Source organism: Streptomyces sp. NBRC 109706 (genome assembly GCF_000974485.1).
Classification (GTDB): Bacteria; Actinomycetota; Actinomycetes; order Streptomycetales; family Streptomycetaceae; genus Streptomyces.
Map to the genome: position 1 here is coordinate 566647 of NZ_BBOM01000008.1, position 17642 is coordinate 584288.

13 protein-coding genes are annotated in these 17642 nt (G+C 70.1%); 4 read left to right on the forward strand and 9 right to left on the reverse strand.

The window, feature by feature from the left end; genetic code table 11:
* Positions 1–130: 130 nt before the first annotated feature.
* The 5 genes from AOM46_RS19530 to AOM46_RS19550 all read right to left on the reverse strand — a co-directional run bounded on the left by AOM46_RS19530 (position 131) and on the right by AOM46_RS19550 (position 6749).
* Positions 131–1504 (reverse strand): adenylosuccinate lyase family protein, encoded by a 1374-nt coding sequence (locus AOM46_RS19530; RefSeq protein ID WP_062213655.1) that lies wholly within the window; start codon positions 1502–1504, stop codon positions 131–133.
* Between the two features lie 55 nt (positions 1505–1559).
* The gene (locus AOM46_RS19535; RefSeq protein WP_078856980.1) at positions 1560–3353 is read right to left on the reverse strand and encodes an iron ABC transporter permease; all 1794 of its coding nucleotides are present in this window, start codon (positions 3351–3353) and stop codon (positions 1560–1562) included.
* The gene (locus AOM46_RS19540; RefSeq protein WP_062213657.1) at positions 3350–4411 is read right to left on the reverse strand and encodes an ABC transporter ATP-binding protein; all 1062 of its coding nucleotides are present in this window, start codon (positions 4409–4411) and stop codon (positions 3350–3352) included. The genes AOM46_RS19535 and AOM46_RS19540 overlap by 4 nt, the downstream gene beginning before the upstream one ends.
* Positions 4412–4565: 154 nt before the next feature.
* On the reverse strand, positions 4566–5603 hold the full coding sequence (locus AOM46_RS19545; protein ID WP_067226365.1) for an extracellular solute-binding protein: 1038 nt from the start codon (positions 5601–5603) through the stop codon (positions 4566–4568).
* Positions 5604–5735: 132 nt separating this feature from the next.
* Entirely contained in the window at positions 5736–6749 is a 1014-nt protein-coding gene (locus AOM46_RS19550; protein WP_158920499.1) for a LacI family DNA-binding transcriptional regulator, read from the reverse strand.
* Positions 6750–6951: 202 nt separating this feature from the next.
* On the opposite strand from AOM46_RS19550, the gene AOM46_RS19555 reads away from it, so the two are divergent.
* The 4 genes from AOM46_RS19555 (at position 6952) to AOM46_RS19570 (ending at position 10942) form a co-directional block, all read left to right on the forward strand.
* Entirely contained in the window at positions 6952–7476 is a 525-nt protein-coding gene (locus tag AOM46_RS19555) for a hypothetical protein (RefSeq protein ID WP_062213661.1), read from the forward strand.
* A 314-nt stretch (positions 7477–7790) separates the two neighbouring features.
* On the forward strand, positions 7791–9026 hold the full coding sequence (locus tag AOM46_RS19560; RefSeq protein WP_062213663.1) for a glycine betaine/L-proline ABC transporter ATP-binding protein: 1236 nt from the start codon (positions 7791–7793) through the stop codon (positions 9024–9026).
* The gene (locus AOM46_RS19565) at positions 9026–9952 is read left to right on the forward strand and encodes a proline/glycine betaine ABC transporter permease (protein ID WP_062213666.1); all 927 of its coding nucleotides are present in this window, start codon (positions 9026–9028) and stop codon (positions 9950–9952) included. The genes AOM46_RS19560 and AOM46_RS19565 overlap by 1 nt, the downstream gene beginning before the upstream one ends.
* A 66-nt stretch (positions 9953–10018) precedes the next feature.
* On the forward strand, positions 10019–10942 hold the full coding sequence (locus AOM46_RS19570) for a glycine betaine ABC transporter substrate-binding protein (RefSeq protein ID WP_062213668.1): 924 nt from the start codon (positions 10019–10021) through the stop codon (positions 10940–10942).
* Positions 10943–11032: 90 nt separating this feature from the next.
* Here the strand turns inward: AOM46_RS19570 and AOM46_RS19575 are convergent, their stop codons facing one another.
* From AOM46_RS19575 to AOM46_RS19590, 4 genes are all read right to left on the reverse strand, one after another.
* On the reverse strand, positions 11033–12730 hold the full coding sequence (locus AOM46_RS19575) for a SulP family inorganic anion transporter (protein ID WP_062213670.1): 1698 nt from the start codon (positions 12728–12730) through the stop codon (positions 11033–11035).
* Positions 12727–13068, reverse strand: coding sequence for a metalloregulator ArsR/SmtB family transcription factor (locus AOM46_RS19580; protein WP_062213677.1), 342 nt, complete (start codon positions 13066–13068; stop codon positions 12727–12729). The genes AOM46_RS19575 and AOM46_RS19580 overlap by 4 nt, the downstream gene beginning before the upstream one ends.
* 215 nt (positions 13069–13283) lie before the next feature.
* Positions 13284–14522, reverse strand: coding sequence for a cytochrome P450 (locus tag AOM46_RS19585; RefSeq protein ID WP_062213680.1), 1239 nt, complete (start codon positions 14520–14522; stop codon positions 13284–13286).
* A 102-nt stretch (positions 14523–14624) separates the two neighbouring features.
* The gene (locus AOM46_RS19590) at positions 14625–17423 is read right to left on the reverse strand and encodes a LuxR family transcriptional regulator (RefSeq protein WP_062213682.1); all 2799 of its coding nucleotides are present in this window, start codon (positions 17421–17423) and stop codon (positions 14625–14627) included.
* Between the last annotated feature and the right edge of the window lie 219 nt (positions 17424–17642).

Below are 17642 nucleotides of genomic sequence, written 5' to 3' on the forward strand. Positions count from 1 at the left end.
CTTGTCCCCCCGAACAGCCCTACCCCGCACGCCACTTCGCGTGCGGGACCGACGGCCGGTGAGACGGCCCGGGCGGCCCGACGGTTCCGGCCCGGGCGGGGACGGCAGCTTCCTGCCGTCCCGGTGACGTTTACACCCCCGGCCCCGCCAGGCGGGCCCGCGTCCCGGACGCGGTCCGGCGGGCGGCCGCGGCGGCGGCGCGGGCCGTCGCGGCCGACGCCCCGGTGTGGCGGTCGGGGCGCAGCAGCGCGTCGATGGTGTCCGCGTCGAGCCGGGCCACGATCCGGGGATCGGCCGCCAGCAGCTCGGGGAAGGACCGGCCCTCGGAGGCCGCCGACTGCGCCGCCTCGTAGACCACATGATGCGCCTCCTGGCGCCCCATCAGCCGGCCCAGCTCCAGCATCAGCGCCTCAGCCGTGATCATGCCGTCGGACAGATCGATATTGGCGCGCATGCGGCCGGGGTTCAGCCGCAGCCCCGAGACGATCACCTCGACGCGCGTCAGGCTGTCGCCGGTCAGGACACAGGCCCGCGCCAGCGTCTCGAACAGGGCGCTGGGGAGATGGTCGGCCTCGTGCTCGTTGTGCATCGACTCCAGCGCCAGCGGCACCAGGGCCCGGATCTCGGCGGTGATGCCCAGCACGTCCTGGGACAGCTGCGGATTGCGCTTCTGCGGCATGGTGGAACTGCCGACCGTTCCGCTGGGAACGGGCTCCTCCACCTCGCCCAGCTCGGTCGACATCAGTGCGTAGACCTCCCTGGCGATCCGTCCACAGCTCCCGGCGAGCAGCCCGAGCACACAGACGAACTCCGCGAGATGGTCCGTCACCGCGCGGGACGGGACGGCCATCGGCGTCAACCCCAGCCGGTCGGCCACCGCCGCCTGGAGCTCGGGCCCCCGGTCGCCGAAGGACGCGAACGTGCCCGCCGCGCCGCCCAGGATCGCCATGGTCAGCCGGGGACGCAGCTGCCACAGCCGCTCGACATGCCGATCGATCTCGTCGATCCAACTCGCCACCTTCAGACCGAAGGTGATCGGCACCGCGTGCTGGCCGTGGGTGCGGCCCGCCATCGGAAGGTCGGCGCCCCGTTCGGCGAGATCCGCCAGCGAACCCAGGATCCGCGCGAGGGTGTCGAGCAGCAGATCGTGCGCGTCGCGCAACACCAGCACATCCCCGGTCTGGGTGATGTTCTGGGTGGTGGCACCCCAGTGCACCCAGCCGCCGTGCGGATCGCCCACGACCCTGCTCAGCTCCGTGATCAGCGGCATCAACGGATGACTCATCCGCACCACGTCCGCGCGGACCCGGTCCAGATCCAGCCGTTCGACCCGGCAGGCGTCGACGATGGCGGTCGCGGCCTCCGCCGGGATCAGCCCCGCCGTGGCCTGGCAGTGTGCCAGCGCCGCCTCCACCTCCAGCCACCGCCGCCATCGCGGCACCGTCCCGAACAGCTCGGTCAGCCCGGTAGCCGGTACTCGTCCTGCCGTGAAACGGCACGTCATGCGTCTTCCGCCTTCGTCAACTTCATGGTCGATGTGGTGTCCCCCGGACCGGTCCTCACCCGGTGGGAGCCGCCGTCAGGGAGGCGGTGGTGGCCCCGGATCCGCGCCTGCCGCGCCGACCGGACTCGATCAGGTTCGAGATCGCCAGCACCAGGAAGATGAGGACGATCTGGAACGTGCCGTAGGCCGCGGCCGTGCCGAACTCCGAGGAGTAGATGCGGTTGTAGATCTCCACGGAGATCGGCGCGTAGCCCGCCGGGTAGATCACCACGGAGGCCACGTACTCGCCGACGCCGTCCACGAACGCCAGCAGCGCGCCGGCGATGACGCCCTTCGCGACCAGCGGGAAGGTCACCGTCCGCAGTACCCGCAGCGGCGAGGCACCCAGGTTCCTGGCCGCCTCCTCCAGGGAGGGGTCGATCTGGTCCAGGGACGCCGAGGTGGAACGGAACACCAGCGGCACATACCGCACGAAATAGGCCACCGGAAGGATCAACAGGGTGCCGACCAGCGGCAGTCCGAGGTTGGTGACGGAGGGCTCGTTGAAGCCCTGCACCAGGTTGACACCGATCACCGTGCCGGGCAGCGCCCACGGCAACATGATCATGATGTCCAGCACGGTCCTGCCCCGCGTCGGCCACCGGGCGATCACCCAGGCCGCGGCCGCACCGATCAGAATCGCACCACAGGTGGCCAACAGGCTCATCTGCACACTGACCGAGATCGGCAGCAGACTGTCGTGTTCGGAGAAGATCTTCCGGAAGTTCTCAAAGGTGTAGTCGGGCGGCAGCACCTGGGTGGTCCAGGCACCGTCGACGGAGAACGACACCAGGACGATCACCAGCACCGGCGCCATCAGCACCAGGCTCAACACCGCGCTGCCCAACAGCGCGGCATAACGCGCTGGCCCCCGACTCACCGCCCGGTCCCGCTGCACCCCACGCGACATGCTGTGATGACTCCGCCGCCCCTGGTACCAGCGCATCGCGACCAGGAACATGATCGACACCACGGAGAGCACCGTGACCTGCGTCGCGGCCAGTTCGCTGTTGCCCGACGTCCGGGTGGAGACGATCCGCATGGTCAACGTCTGCACGTCGTACAGCTGGGGAGCGGTGAACGACGCCATCGACATCATGAACGTCAACAACGCGCCCGAGACCAGCGCCGGCGTCAGCATCGGCAGGATCACCGTGCCCCACACCCGCGCCCGGCCAGCCCCGAGATTGGCCGCCGCCGCCTCCAACGAGGAGTCGAGCCCCGCCAGACCGGCCCGCACCGTCAGAAAGAAGAACGGATACATCGTGAAGGTGTGGACGACCAGCACCCCGGCCACGCCACTGACCGCCACCGAGGCCGGCGCGATACCGAACCACGACGCCAGGGTGCGCGGCACGATCCCGGTCTCGCTGTACAGCAGCACGAACGAGACCGCCCCGATCAGCGGCGGCAGTGCCATCGGCAGAATCGCGAAGATCTCCAGCGGCCGACGCCCGGGAAAGTCGAACCTGGACAACAGCACCGCCAGCAGCGTGCCGACGATCCCACAGGTCAGGACCGAGCCGACCGAGATCCCGACCGACATCAGCAGCGCGTCCCGCGAGGCGCCGGACAGGAAGGAGCTGTAGTTCTCACCCGGCCCGTCACCGCTGACGCTGGTCACCGCCGTGGCGGCCATCGGCACCACCACGAACAGCAGCAGAACGAACACCACCGGCGCGGCCAGCACATAGACGAACCGGTCGTTGGCGACCGAGATCCGCCGGGACCGCCGCCGGCCCGAACCGGACGCGCGAGGCGACGAAGGGGGCGAAGAGGGCGAGGTGGGGGAGGAGTCGACGATCGTCATGCCGTCACCAGCCAGGCCCTGGGCGCCTCACAGGCGAGCGATACCTCGTCGCCGGGACGAGGACCCGCGGACTGGTCGGGGGTGGTGACATGGACGGTGTGCCCGCCCACGGTCACATCATAGGAGCTGGTGGCCCCGTTGAACTCCAGACGCGCCACCGTGCCGCGCAGCACCCCCTCGTCCTCGGGGACAAAACGCAGGGTCTCCGGACGCAGCGAGACGGAGCTGCGGTCGCCGACGGCCAGCTCCAGATCCGCACGCCGGGACACCGTCACTTTCGCACCACCCGGCAACGCGACGGTGACCTCCCGTTCGGCCACCTCCGCCACCTCGACAGGGAGCACATTGCTGCGTCCGATGAAACGGGCCACAAAGGCGGTCGACGGACGGTGGTAGATCTCCCGAGGGGTGTCCACCTGATGCACCCGGCCCGCGTCCAGCACCGCGATCCGGTCGCTCATCGCCATCGCCTCGGCCTGGTCATGGGTCACATACACGCCGGTGATGCCCGCGTCGCCCTGCACCCGGCGGATCTGGGCGCGGGTCTCCTCCCGCAGCTTGGCGTCGAGGTTGGACAGCGGCTCGTCCAGCAGCAGGACGGAAGGGGACACGACGACCGCCCTGGCCAGCGCGACCCGCTGCTGCTGGCCACCGGACAGCTCGTTGATCCTGCGGTCCTGATACCCCGTCAGCCCCACATCGGCCAGGGCCCGCGTCACCCGGTCCGCCTTCTCCTGCTTGCCCACCTTGCGAACGGTCAGCCCGTAGGCGACGTTCTGCGCCACCGAAAGATGTGGGAAGAGCGCGTAGTTCTGGAACACCATGCTGGTGTCCCGCTTGTTGGGGGGAATCCGGGTCAGATCGCGATCGCCGAACAGCACCCGCCCGCTGGTGGGTTGGACGAAGCCGGCGATGATCCGCAGCATGGTCGACTTGCCGCACCCTGACGGGCCGAGCAGCGTGAAGAACTCGCCGGCGGCGATGGTCAGATCCATCGAGATCGGTGGGGAACCCTCCCCGTACACCTTGGTGACATGGTCGAGTCGGACGGGAATCATGCGTGCTCCGGAGTGGGTGTGACGACGTCTGCGCGTCGGTGAACCGTGGTCTGTGCGGAGGCCGTTGCCGGTGCCGGCCCCGAGCGGACGGGAACGGGGAACGGCGGCCGCGAGCGGACGGGCGCCGGGGGCCCGTGGTGCGGGGCGGGACTCATCAGCCCCGGCCCTGGATGTTCTCGGCCCAGTACTCGAACCACTCGTCCTGATGCCGGTTGACCTCGTCCCAGTCCACCGGCATCTCCGTCACTTCGAGATCGGCCAGCCACTGCGGCGTGCGCTCAAGCGGAATCGTGGGGTACTGGAAGAAGTCGTCGGCCAGGCCCTGCTGTACATCGCTGCTGAGCAGAAAGCGAAGAAACTCGTCAGCGCCCTTGCTGTTGGGGCCACCGCGGACCTTGCCCACGCCGTCCATCAGCATCGGGGCACCCGAGGAGGGGATCACCGGCTCCATCGCCATGCCGAGATCGCGCTGGACCAGCGTGTCCTGGAGGTTCCAGACGCTGATCGCCGCCTCCTGACGGTTCACCCGCAGATAGAGGTCGGTCGGATTGGCCGTGTACGCCTTGGTGTTGGCGTCCAGCTGGCGCAACCACTCGTAGCCGGGGCCCGGATCGCCGTCGGGCTGGCCCTCGCGCCAGATCATCGCGCAGAAGATGCCGCGCATCGTGCCCGAGGACGCCACATCGCGGATCAGGATGTTGCCCCGGTGCTCGGGACGGATCAGATCGTCCCAGTCCCGCGGCGCCTGGTCGGGGGTGAGCATCTCGGGGTTGTAGAAGATCATCTGGACCACCCGCATCTCGCCGAGCCACAGGTTGTCCTCGCCACGGAACTCCGCCGGGATCGCCTCGACCACATCGCGGGCGGCCGGCGTCAACAACTCGTCGGCCACGGCCTGTTCGAACTGCTGCGGAGTGCCGCCCCACCAGATGTCGGCCTGCGGCCTGGCCTTCTCGGCGCCGATCCGGGCGAGCACGTCCTGAGCGCCCATGGTGAGCACGCGCACCTTGCCCCGCCAGTGCGGATGGCTCTCCTCGAACGCCGCGATGACCCCCTCCGTGATGGCCTCGGGCCTGGCGCCGTAGATGGTCAGGTTGTCCCCGGACGAGGCCATGAGATCGAGGCCGCATCCGGCGAGCGGCAGACTCACCAGACCGCCCGAGGCGAGCCTCAGCCATGTACGACGCTTCATTGCTGCTCCTTCGCAGACCCTCGGATCGCAAGACCTTCGACGCGATGTGCTAGATCGATCTAGCAGTAACCGTCTGTGCTGCTAGATCGATCTAGCAAGTCGACAGCATAAAATACTTCACCCTCGGTGATGTCAAGGGGTGCGGCAGCCGCAGGATTCGCGGATGGCCAGCTCCGGCTCGGAACGGTGCACGACGGGGGCGGCGTAGGGGTCCGTCATCCGGTCGAGCAGCAGCCGGGCCGCGCGTTGTCCGAGGCGTCGGCCGTGCACGGCGATGCTGGTCAGGGGCGGCTCCCAGAGGGCGGCCCCGGGGATGTCGTCGTAACCGATCACCCGCACCCCCTCGCCGCCGACGCCGCGTTCGCGCAGCGCCCGGTAGAGGCCGAAGGCGACGCTGTCGCTGTGGCAGACGACGCCGTCGGGCAACTCCCCGCGGTCCAGCAGTTCGCGGCCGGCCGCGAGACCGCCGCCGCCGCTGGTCTCGCTCGGCAGATCGATCAACTCCTCGACCTGACCGCCCGAGGACTCAGCGGCCCGGCGCACCCCGGACAGCCGCTCGTGCCGTGACAGCATCCACGCCGGCCCGCCCAGATAGGCCAGCCTTCGGCAGCCGTGCTCGACGAGGTGCTGACCGGCGAGTTCGCCGCCGCGGATGTCGTCGGTGCCGACGAAGCTGGTCCGGGCGCCCTCGACATAGCGGGTGACAAAGACATGGCCGAGGCCGCTCGCCGTCAACCGCTCGGTGAGCGCCGGGTCGGTGCCGCTGGCCGGGACCATCGCCAGCCCGGCGATCTTGTGCTCCTGGAGAGCGGCCACGGCCTCGTCCTGTTGTGCGGCGTCATCGCGGGTGACCGTCAACAGCGGGAGATAGCCGGCCTGCCGGAACTCGGCCTCAAGGCCCAGGATGACCTCGGCGAGGTTGGGGTTGCCGATGTTGGTCACCACCACACCGACCACCCGGGCGTGCCGGGTGCGCAGCGAGGCGGCCACCTGGTCGTAGATATAGCCGAGTTCGGCCATGGACGCGAGAACGCGCTCCCGGGTCCGGGGCGCCACCCGCCCGGTGCCCCGGAGCACCAAAGACGCCGTCGCCCGCGACACACCCGCGTGTGCGGCGACATCCCGCAGCGTAACCTTCTCGCTCACCCGCCAGATACTACTGCCGGGCGCTCCCGCCGTGACGACACTCAGTGACGTCCTGGCCGCCGCTCGGTGGCCGGGGGTGTCGCCTCTGTTCCGGTTTGTGGGGCGAGGGCCTGCTTTGGGGTCGGATGGGGCGGTCACGGCCCCGACACAATGCCTGGACGTCTATTAACGCGGCGCCCACTGGGTTCCTAGAGTCACTTTCATGTCCACACGCGGCCGTGGTGCCAACCGCTCGTCGAACCCCTACCGCTTCAGCTTCGACTTCATCCGGCGGTGGGAGAAGCGACTGACGGTGGTGATCCTCGTCGGCTTCGGGGTGGGCGCGGTGCTGGTGTTGGCGGGGTTGGGACTGGGTGGGCTCTTCGACGGCGACGTTCCGGACGACGACCCGCGCTGGAACCTGGTGTGGGGGCTGCTGATCGCCGGGGTGGCGGTGGCCGGTCTCGCCATCCTCGTTCCGCTGCTGATCGGTTGCCTGATGGGCGGGCTGTCGATCCACCGGTTCGGCTGGATCCCGGGGCTGCTCACCTTTGTCGGCATCCTGGGCACGGCGACCGGACTGGCGCTGGACGACGGCCGGTTGCCCGACCGGCTGTCCGGCTGGCTCACCCCGGCCGGCATCACGACCCTGGTCGCCGGGGTGCTGGGCTTCTTCCTGGTCGGCTACCTGGCCAGGGTCCCCATCCACGGCCCGGCCGAGGAGCCGGCGTGGCTGCGCAAACGGTAGGCGCCGCGACCCCGGCCCGGGCCGGGTAAGTGTCATGGACCTGTCGGTAACGAGGGGTGGACGTCGGAGTACCCTGGCCAGCCCAGGGCCGTCGGCCGCGTTCGCCGCCGGTCCGGTTCCGCGTGCCCGCCTCGCCGCGCGGGGGGTCGATCGTTACGGCCTCGAAACCCCACAATGTGCAACTCATGCATGGCTCATGTAAGGGTAGACGGCGTCGCCGCGCCCGCCGGTCACCGGTTTGAGTGCCCGCGACATCGCCGCCCGGCGTGTGATACGCGAGGTGTGGCTGTCCATGACCCCGACCCGGGAGCATCGTGCCCGTCATAGAAGCGACTGGCCTGACCAAGATTTTCGGCCGCAAACCACGCCGTGGCGTGCGCATGCTGGCCGAGGGCGCCGACCGCGCTCAACTTCGCCGTGAGGGGCTGACGGCAGCGGTCATCGACGCCACGTTCGACGTCCGAGCCGGCGAGATCTTCGTCGTCATGGGCCTGTCCGGCTCCGGCAAATCGACCCTGATCCGCATGATCAACGGTCTACTCGAGCCGACGGACGGCACCCTGCGGATCGACGGCGAGGACGTCACCCACCTGTCCCCGGCCGGGCTGCGGGAGGTGAGACGTAACAAGGTGAGCATGGTGTTCCAGCACTTCGCGCTGCTGCCGCACCGCACCGTCGGCGAGAACGCCGCCTACGCCCTCCAGCTGCGCGGAGTGAACAAGGCCGACCGGGAGAAGACCGCCGACGAGGCCCTGGCCATGGTCGGGCTCAAGGGCTGGGGCGGCTATATGCCGGACGAGCTGTCCGGCGGTATGCGCCAGCGGGTCGGCCTGGCCCGCGCCCTGGCCGCCGGCACCGACATCATGCTGATGGACGAGGCGTTCAGCGCCCTCGACCCGCTGATCCGCAAGGAGATGCAGGACCAGCTGCTCGAACTGCAGTCCGAGCTGGGCAAGACGATCCTCTTCATCACCCACGACCTCAACGAGGCCATGCGCCTGGGCGAGCGGATCGCCATGATGCGCGACGGGCGGATCGTCCAGGTCGGCAGCGCCGAGGAGATCCTCAACGAGCCGGCCAACGACTACGTCTCCCAGTTCGTGGCCGATGTGGACCGCACCCGGGTGCTCACCGCCGGCGTGGTGATGGAACGCCCCGTCGCGGTGGCCGGCCCCAACACCGGCCCCAAGGCCGCGCACCGGCTGATGCGCGAGCACCAGACCCAGGCCCTGCTCGTGGTCGGCAACGACCGCCGGGTGCGGGGCGTGGTCTGGGAGGAGGACGTCGCCGACGCCGTGCGCGCTGGCAGCGAGACGCTGCCGCTGCGGAGCGAGGGCGTCGCCCAGGTCAGCCCCGACGACTTCCTGGCCGACCTGTTCCAGCACGCCGCCGCGACCCGCGCGCCGCTGGCCGTGGTGAACGAGGCCGAGGCGTTGGTCGGCATCATCCCCCGGGTGACGCTGCTCAGCGCCTTGACTCCGCCCAGCTCGGAGGAGCCCGGCGACAACGACGCCGACGCCGCCCTTGAGACCACCGCCGGAGGCAACTGATGATGGACTCGCTGCCGCATCTGCCCCTCGGGGACCGCGTGGACACCGGTATCCGGTGGATCAAGGACAACCTGTCCGTGGTGCTGGACAGCATCAAGGACTCCCTGGAGTTCCTGGTCGAGGGCCTGAGCGACTGGCTGTTGACGCTGCCGTCGCTGATCGTCGTCATTCTCTTCGCGGTCCTGGCGGCGGGCATCCGCTCGCTCAGGTTCGCCGTGTTCGCGCTGCTGGGCATGGGCCTCATCGTCAGCATGGAGCTCTGGGAGCCGGCCATGCAGACCCTCGCGATGGTGATCATCGCGACCCTGATCGCGGTGATCATCGCCATCCCCATCGGTGTCCTCGCCGCCCGCAACAACACGGTGAGCGCCGTCGTCCGGCCGGTGCTGGACTTCATGCAGACCATGCCGGCGCTGGTGTACCTGGTGCCCGTGGTGATCTTCTTCAGCATCGGCTACGCCCCCGGCGTGGTGGCCACCATCGTGTTCTCGATGGCCCCGGGCGTCCGGCTCACCGAGCTGGGCATCCGGCAGGTGGACAAGGAGACCGTGGAGGCGGGGGAGGCCTTCGGCGGCACGCCGTGGCAGATCCTGCGCGGTATCCAACTGCCCCTCGGGCTGCCGACGATCATGGCCGGCGTCAACCAGGTGATCATGCTCGCCCTGTCCATGGCCGTCATGGCCGGCTTCGTCGGAGCGGACGGGCTCGGGAAGATCGTGGTCGAGTCGCTGGCCCGCGTCAATGTCTCGCTCGGCTTCGAGGCCGGCCTGGCGATCGTGATCCTGGCCATCTTCCTGGACCGGAGCACCGCCGCCATCGGGCAGCCCACGGGGCGCTCACTCAGCGCTCTGGTGCGTCGTCGCCGTAAGGCGGCCCAGCGGGCGGCGGCCGAGCAGAAGGACTCGCAGGCCGTTCCAGCGGCCTGAAAACTCCCCCTTGTTATCCGTTGTTGCTTCATCTTGCCCTTTATTGTCGAGAAGAGAAGAGATCTCATGAAAACCCCCACCTCTCGGCGTCGTCAGCTGGCGGCCGTGGCCGTTGTCACCGCGCTCGGCCTGTCGTTGGCCGCCTGCGGCGATTCGGACGACGACGACAACGGCGGTGGCGACGGTGGCTCCGGCGGGGGTGGCACCATCACCCTCGGCTATATCCCGTCCTGGACGGACGGTCTGAGCACCGCCTACCTGCTGGAGCACATCCTCGAGGAGGCCGGCTACACGGTCGAGCACGAGGAGATCAGCGAGGCCGGCGTGCTCTACACCGCGCTCGCCGAGGGCGATGTCGACATGTACCCGTCGGCCTGGCCCGAGGTCACCCACGCCTCCTACATGGAGCAGTACGGGGACCGGGTCGAGGACATCGGCGCCTACTACGACAGCGCGGTCCTCACCTTCGCCGTGCCCGAGTACAGCGAGATCACCTCGATCGCCGAACTGCCCGACTACGTGGACCAGCTCGACGGCCGCATCGTGGGCATCGAGCCCGGCGCCGGCCTGACCGAGGCCACCCAGGACAGCGTGTTCCCGACCTACGGTCTGGACGACGCGGGCTTCTCCCTCGCCACGTCCTCCACCTCGACGATGCTCACCGAGCTGAGCAACGCGATCGACGGGCAGGAGGAGATCGTCGTCACGCTCTGGCGTCCGTTCTGGGCGAACGCCGAGTACAACGTGCGTGACCTGGAGGACCCGGAGGGCGCGCTCGGCGAGACCGAGGCCCTGCACTTCCTGGGCAGGGGCGGCTTCGCCGAGGACTTCCCCGAGGTCGCCGAGTGGATCGAGAGCATCCAGCTCTCCGACGAGGAGTACGGCGCGCTGGAGGACCTGGTGGTCAACCAGCACCCGGACGACCCGGCCGCCGGCGTCGACGAATGGCTTGAGCAGTACGCCGACGTGGTCGGCACCCCCGCCAGCTGACCTCCCCCACCACCGCACCGGCCCCCGCCGTCCCCACCGGACGCGGGGGCCGCTGGCTTTCACCGGACGAGGTGGGCTTCCCGGGAACGGTCAGGTGGCGGGGTTGGTGGGGAGGAGGCCGGTGTGGGTGAGGTGGTCGCGGGCGGCTCGGATGGCTTGGTGGGTGGTGGGGTAGGCGCGCCGCTGGTCGGGCAGGGCATCCAACGCCCCGACGGATTCGAGGACCTGGTGCTGTCCGGGGCGTATCCCCGACAGCAGGACGGTGATGCCACGGCGTTCCAGCTTGTCCATGGCGTCCTTGAGCACCAGCGCGCCGGTGGCGTCCATGGTGGTCACCCGGGACATCCGCAGGATGATCACCCGGACGTCGGCGACCTCGCTGAGCTCCAGGAGGAAACGATGGGCGGCGGCGAAGAACAGTGGGCCGTCGATGCGGTAGGCGACGATGTGCTCGGCGAGCAGGGCGTGTTCCTCGGCGCTGTGGTCGCCACGGTCCAGCGGCACCTCGTCCAGCCTGGCCTCGGTGGCGACCGCGCGCAGCGCGAGCACCCCCGCCACCACCAGGCCGATGATCACGGCGGCGACCAGGTCGAGAGCGAGGGTCGCGGCGGCCGTCAGGGCCAGCACGATCGCGTCGGAGCGGGTGGCACGCGCCATGGCCCGCACCGAGCCGATCTCGACCATGCGGATCGCGGTGGCCAGCAGCACCCCGGCGAGCGCGGCCAGCGGAATCCTTGAGACGAGCGGCGCGGCCGCGAAGACGATCGCGGCGAGAACGGCGGCGTGGGTGAGCGCGGCGAGCCGGGAGGAGGCGCCGGCGCGGACATTGACGGCGGTGCGGGCGATCGCGCCGGTGGCGGGCACGCCGCCGAACAGCGGGACCGCGACGTTCGCCAGGCCCTGCCCGAACAACTCCCGGTCCGGATCGTGTTTCTGGCCGACCGTCATCCCGTCGGCGACCGAGGCGGACAGCAGCGATTCAAGCGCCGCGAGCGCGGCCACCGCCACCGCCGAGGGCAGCAGCGTGCCGAGGGCGCCCAGGTCGAGGAACCCGAGCGAGGGCGCGGGCAGCCCGGCGGGCAGATCGCCGATGGGCGGCGCGGCGTCCAGATGGAACACCTGGGCGACGACCGTGGCCGCGATCACGGCGACGATGGAGAACGGAACGGTGGGCCGCCAGCGTGCCCCGACGAGCATCACCACGGCCACGCCCACGGCCAGTCCGACGGCCGTCCCGTTCGGCGAGCGGGCGAACTCCTCGACGGCGCGCCAGGTCACCACGAGGATCTGCTCGCCCTCGGGCGTCTCGACACCGAGGGCGCCCGGCACCTGTTGGAGGCCGATGACGCCGGCGATGCCGAGCGTGAAGCCCTCGATGACCGGCGCCGGAACGTATCGCATGTACTTGCCGGCCCGTGCCATGGCCAGCAGCATCAGCAGGACGCCGGCGACGAGCCCGACCGTCATCACGCCGCCGGGCCCGTACCGTGCCGCGATCGGGACGAGGACGACGGTCATCGCGCCGGTCGGCCCCGACACCTGGAGATTGGATCCGCCGAAGACGGCGGCCAGCGCACCCGCCACCACGGCGGTGGCGAGCCCCGCCTCGGCGCCGAGCCCCGAGGAGACGCCGAAGCCGAGCGCCAGCGGCAGCGCCACGATGGCGACCGTGAGCCCGGCGAGGAAGTCGCGGCGCGGGGAGCGTCGCATCTCCGCGACATCGGAACGGGTGGGCAACAGCGAAAGGACCCGGCCCGCGGGGGACCGGGTCGGGGAGGTGTGGCTCATCGCTCGGCGACCTCCGACTCCCGCAGTTCGGCCAGGAGTTCGTTCCGGCCGGCGAGCATCTCCGTCAGGATGCGGCGCGCGGCGCGCATCAGATCGGCGACATCCCCGCCGGCCAGCGCGTACACCACCGTGGTGCCCTCGCGGCGCGAGGTGACGATGCCGGAGCGTCGCAGCACCGCCAGCTGCTGGGACAGCGCCGCCGGCTCCACCTCGATCGCCGCCAGCAGATCCCGCACCGAGGTCGGCCCCTCCTGCAGAAGCTCCAGCACCCGTATCCGCACCGGATGTCCGAGCATCCGGAAGAACTCGGCCTTGGCCTGGTACAGCGGAACCGACACGCGGTGCCCTCCCTGATTCGCTGAGATCCCTGGGGAGTCCCTGAGATCCGTCCGGGACTCCCCGGCTGGATCATCGTCTATGAAATTGCAGAAATATGCAATTCGTTGAGGTGTCGCCGACGAGCCCGCGCCGCTCCGGGCTCCTCGGCGACCGCCTCGCCGGCGCATGCCGTTGCGTCGGCGGGGCGCCGCGGGGCTTGCCGGATGGGGAGGGGTCAGCGGGTCGCGAGTGGGAACTCCGCCATGCCCCGGATGATGAACGAACCACCGCGCCTAATCGGGCCCGCCCGGCGCAGCCGCGGAATCCGCCGCACCAGGGTGGCGAACGCGATCTCCGCCTCCGCCTTCGCCAACGAGGCCCCCATGCAGTAGTGGATGCCCGCCGAGAACGCCAGCGTGTCGGCGCCGACGGCGCGCGTGATGTCGAAGGTGTTCGGATCGGGGAAGACCTGGGGATCGCGGTTCGCCCCGCCCGCGAGGATCGTCAGCTCCCCGTCGACCGGCACCTTCCAGCCGGCGAGCTCGATCTCCTCATGGGCGAAACGCCGGTACTGCTGCACCGGCGCGTCATAGCGCAGCGTCTCCTCGGCGGCGCCGGCGGCCAGTTCGGGCCGCTCGGCCAGCAGCCGCCACTGCTCCGGGTGGGTCAGCAGCGCCAGGATCCCGTTGCCGATCAGATTGACGGTGGTCTCGCTGCCGGCCAGCGGCACAAAGGTCACCATCGGCACCAGCTCGGCCATGGTCATGCTGCCGTCGTCGACCAGCGGCAGCAGCCGGCTGATCATGTCGTCCCTGGGCTCGGCCTTGCGTTCCGCGATGATGTCGACGAGAAGTTCCGTGATCTCCTTGATCGCGGCCTCGGTGCTCTGCGTCTGCTCATAGGTGACCACACCCTCCAGCAGCGGCACCATCCGCCGGCTGATGCGGTGGAAGTCGGCGCGCGAACGCTCGGGGATGCCCACCAGATCGGCGATCACCGCGACGGGCAGCCGCTGCGCGAAGGCGGTCATGAAGTCGAACGGCCCGTCCTCGGCCAGGATGTCGTCGATCAGCCGGTCGCAGATCTCCTGGACGCGGGACCGCCAGCCGTCCGCCATCCGGTGGTTGAGCGTCGGGGCCGCGATACGACGCAGCCGGGTGTGGTCCGGCGGGTCGACGCCGAGCATCGAGTTGTCGAAGGCGATGAACTCCGGGTTCTTCTCACCGTTCGCCTTCCGCACCCCGACGCGTCGATCCCGCAGGATCTGGTTCGCGAGTCCGTGGTCGGCGGTCACCCAGGAGCCGAGCGTGCTCCGATGGAGCCGGCCTCTGGCCCTGGCCTCCTCGTAGTGCGGATAAGGGTTGTCCGGAACGCCCAGCACCTTGGCGTACGGGTCGCCCTGTGCCCCCTGGATCCGGATGAAGTCATGGAAGAAGGCCAGCTGCGCGCGCAGCTGCCTCTCAGTCGGCCGCATCCGCGCCAGCTCCTAACCCAGCCTCGCTCTGACATTCCCAGCGGCCAGACCCTAGTGACGGTCGCCCCCTACTGGACACCCCTACCCCTACCGCGACCGCTCTCAGGACGGGTGGCCCACCCACGACAGCAGGCTGGTCGGCAGGTCCGAACGACTGTTGATCTCCAACTTGCGGTACACCCGCGTCAGATGCTGCTCGACGGTGCTCACCGTCACAAACAGCTTTCTGGCGATCTGCCGGTTGGTGCAGCCCTGCGCCGCCAGCGAGGCGACCCGGCGCTCGGCGTCGCTCAGCTCGAAGATCGCCGGATCGTCCGTGAGCGGGGCGATCGACGGGACCGCCTCGGCGAGCGGATGGTGCTGCTCCGGCATGGTCACCATGATCTGGCTGGCCAGCTGCTGCGCCCGCCGGCCGATGACGCGGGCGCGGGTGTACTCGCCGAGCGCGTGCTGCGCGTTGCTCAGCTCCGCCAGCGCGTCGGCCAACTCCAACTGGTCACCGCTGGCCTGCAACAGCTCGACGGCCTCCCGCAGGATCGGCGGCCGGCCGCGCAGCTCGCTGGACGCGGCCAGCACGCGCAGCGTGATCCCCCGGGTGCGGGTGTTCCGGGTGCCCAGCCGCGCCAGCTGGTCGGCGGCCAGGGTGCCGGCGGAGAACCCGCCGGCCAGCCGGGCCGCGGCCAGATCGGTGCGCCAGGGCACCAGCCCCGGCAGGTCGGGACCCCAGCGCCGCATCAGCTCGCCACAGGCCTCGAAGTCCTCGATCGCGGCCTCGTGACTGCCACACGCCAGGTAGTAGTAGCCACGGGCCCGCCGGTAGTGCAGCCCGATCGTGGTCTGGAACATGGCCTCCGGCACCGCCATGTTCAGATGGCTGAGCGCCTGCTCCTTCTCACCCGCCCGGGTCGCGGTCATGACCAGGACGGACAGCGGAATACCGATGAGCACGCCAAGACCCTTGGGCGGGATCTGCCGAAGCGCGTCGCGGGCATGCCGCTCGGCTTCCGTCAGCGCACCCTGGCGATGGCTCACCATAGCCCGCAGCCCGGAGAGTGCGGCCAACCAGGTGGGCGCCGACCGCTGCCGCACCTCGTCCAACAGCCGATCGCACCAGGACGCCGCCGCGTCCAGGCAGTCCGCGTAGATCAGCGTCTCCAGGGCGATCAGCACGGGATAGAGGGTGCGGCCGTCCAGGCGGCAGCTCTGCAGCAGCGCCTTGGCGTCGGCCACCGCCTCGTCGGTGTATCCGGACGCGTGCACCGTCTGGACGATGCCCGCCGCCAGCGTCCGCAACTTGACGGTGGTGACGGGGCGCGCCAGCGAGGCCGCCGGCGGCTCCTTCACCGGCTCGACCACGCCCGGATACCAGTGCGCCAGCGCCATCCGGGCGCTGTGGAGATGCCCGGCCAGCTCGTGCCCCTCGGCCGCCCCCTCCGTCGCCGCCGTCGACTCCTCGACCCGGGCCAGCACCGACACCGCCTCGGCCGGCCGGCCGTACCACTCCAGCGGGGCGATCAACGCCAGCGACTCCTCGGCGGACAGCCGCCCCGATCCGGACGCGTCGAGCAGCCTGTCCACATGGCTCTCCGCGAACACGGGATCCAGCCGCCACTTCGCGCGCACCAGCAGCGCCTCGATGCCGACCCGGGAACCCGTATCGGTGTCCTCACGGTCGGCCAGCCGCAGGCAGTCGAGCGCCAGACCACCGTCGTCCTCCGTCAACGCCTGCTCGGCCGCCTTCAGCAGCACCGGCACCGACCCGGGCGGCATGGACTGCCGCGCCGCGACCCAGTGCCGCGCGACCCGCACCGGCGTGGCGCCGGCCCGGTCCAGCAGCTCGGCGATCCTGGCGTGCAACGCGGCGCGCTCCTGCGGGCTCATCAGATCGAGCACCACCTCGCGGGCCCGCTGATGACGCAGCCGGCCGTTCGCGACCAGCCCCGCCTCCGTCGCCGCGTTGACGGCCCAGTCGGTGGCCGGCGTCGTCCAGTCCAACAGCTCGGCGAGAAACGCGACGGACACCGCCTCGTCCAACGCGGCCACGGCACGCACCAACGGCAGCAGGCTGGGGTCGCTGCGCACCAGGCAGTTCAGCACGGCCTGCCCGAAGGCATGCCCGGAAGCCGGGATCGACGTCTCGGGATGACCGGCCCGCCGGCGCGCCTGCGCGGCCTTGATCTCCTCGACCAACGCCATCAGCAGCAACGGACTTCCACCGGTCGCCTCGTAGAGCGCCGCCGGCGTGTTGTCCTCCAGATCGACTGCCTCGGCCCGAAGCACCGTGGCGACCCCCACCGGCGACAGCATGTTGAGGCGGATCAGCTGGCGGTGCGGCTGGCTGAGCAGCTCGGCCCAGATCATCGGCTGCGTCGGTCGGACGGTGGTGGTGTCGCTGAGCACGACGAGGACCCGCGCCCGGTCGATCCGCCGCACCAGATAGCGCAGGCACTGCAGCGAGGCCGCGTCGACGAAGTGCGCGTCGTCGACACCGATCAGCAGCGGCACCCGTTCCGCCACGGCCAGCAGGATGCCGGTCAGACCGTGCAGAACGGGCATGACGACCTGGGCTATCGACCCGTCGTCGCTGTCGTGCAGCATCGACGTGAGCGCGCCGGCCTCCAACAGCCGTTGGACCCGCCCGGCCTCCTCGTCCGGCAGTTCCAACCCGGCGAAGATCTGTGTCATGGCGCCCATGGGGATGGACTGCTCGGCCTGCGATCCGGTGGCCCCGACATAGGCGACGCCCGCTGCGGCCGCCTCGCGCGCCAGACTGCGCAGCAGCTCGGTCTTGCCGACCCCGACCGGGCCACGGATGACGACCGACCCGCCGTTGCCGCCGAAACACTGGGCGAGGGAGGCACGTAGTACCGCCAGTTCGGCGTCCCATTCGACCGGCACCATAGACACACTCTCCCCGTTAGCTCACCAGTGGCCGCCCCTCCTCTCTCCGAACCTGACGCATCGTGCTGGTGGCCCGCACGACGGCAGTTACCGGATACCGCGACCTGCAGCGATATGAGGTTTCACCGCAGAGAGTTGGGCCCGCATCCACGTGCCCCGGGAGCTGCCAGAATCCTGCCACCGTGGTGCGGCGGCACGCAATGAACACGAGGTAACGCA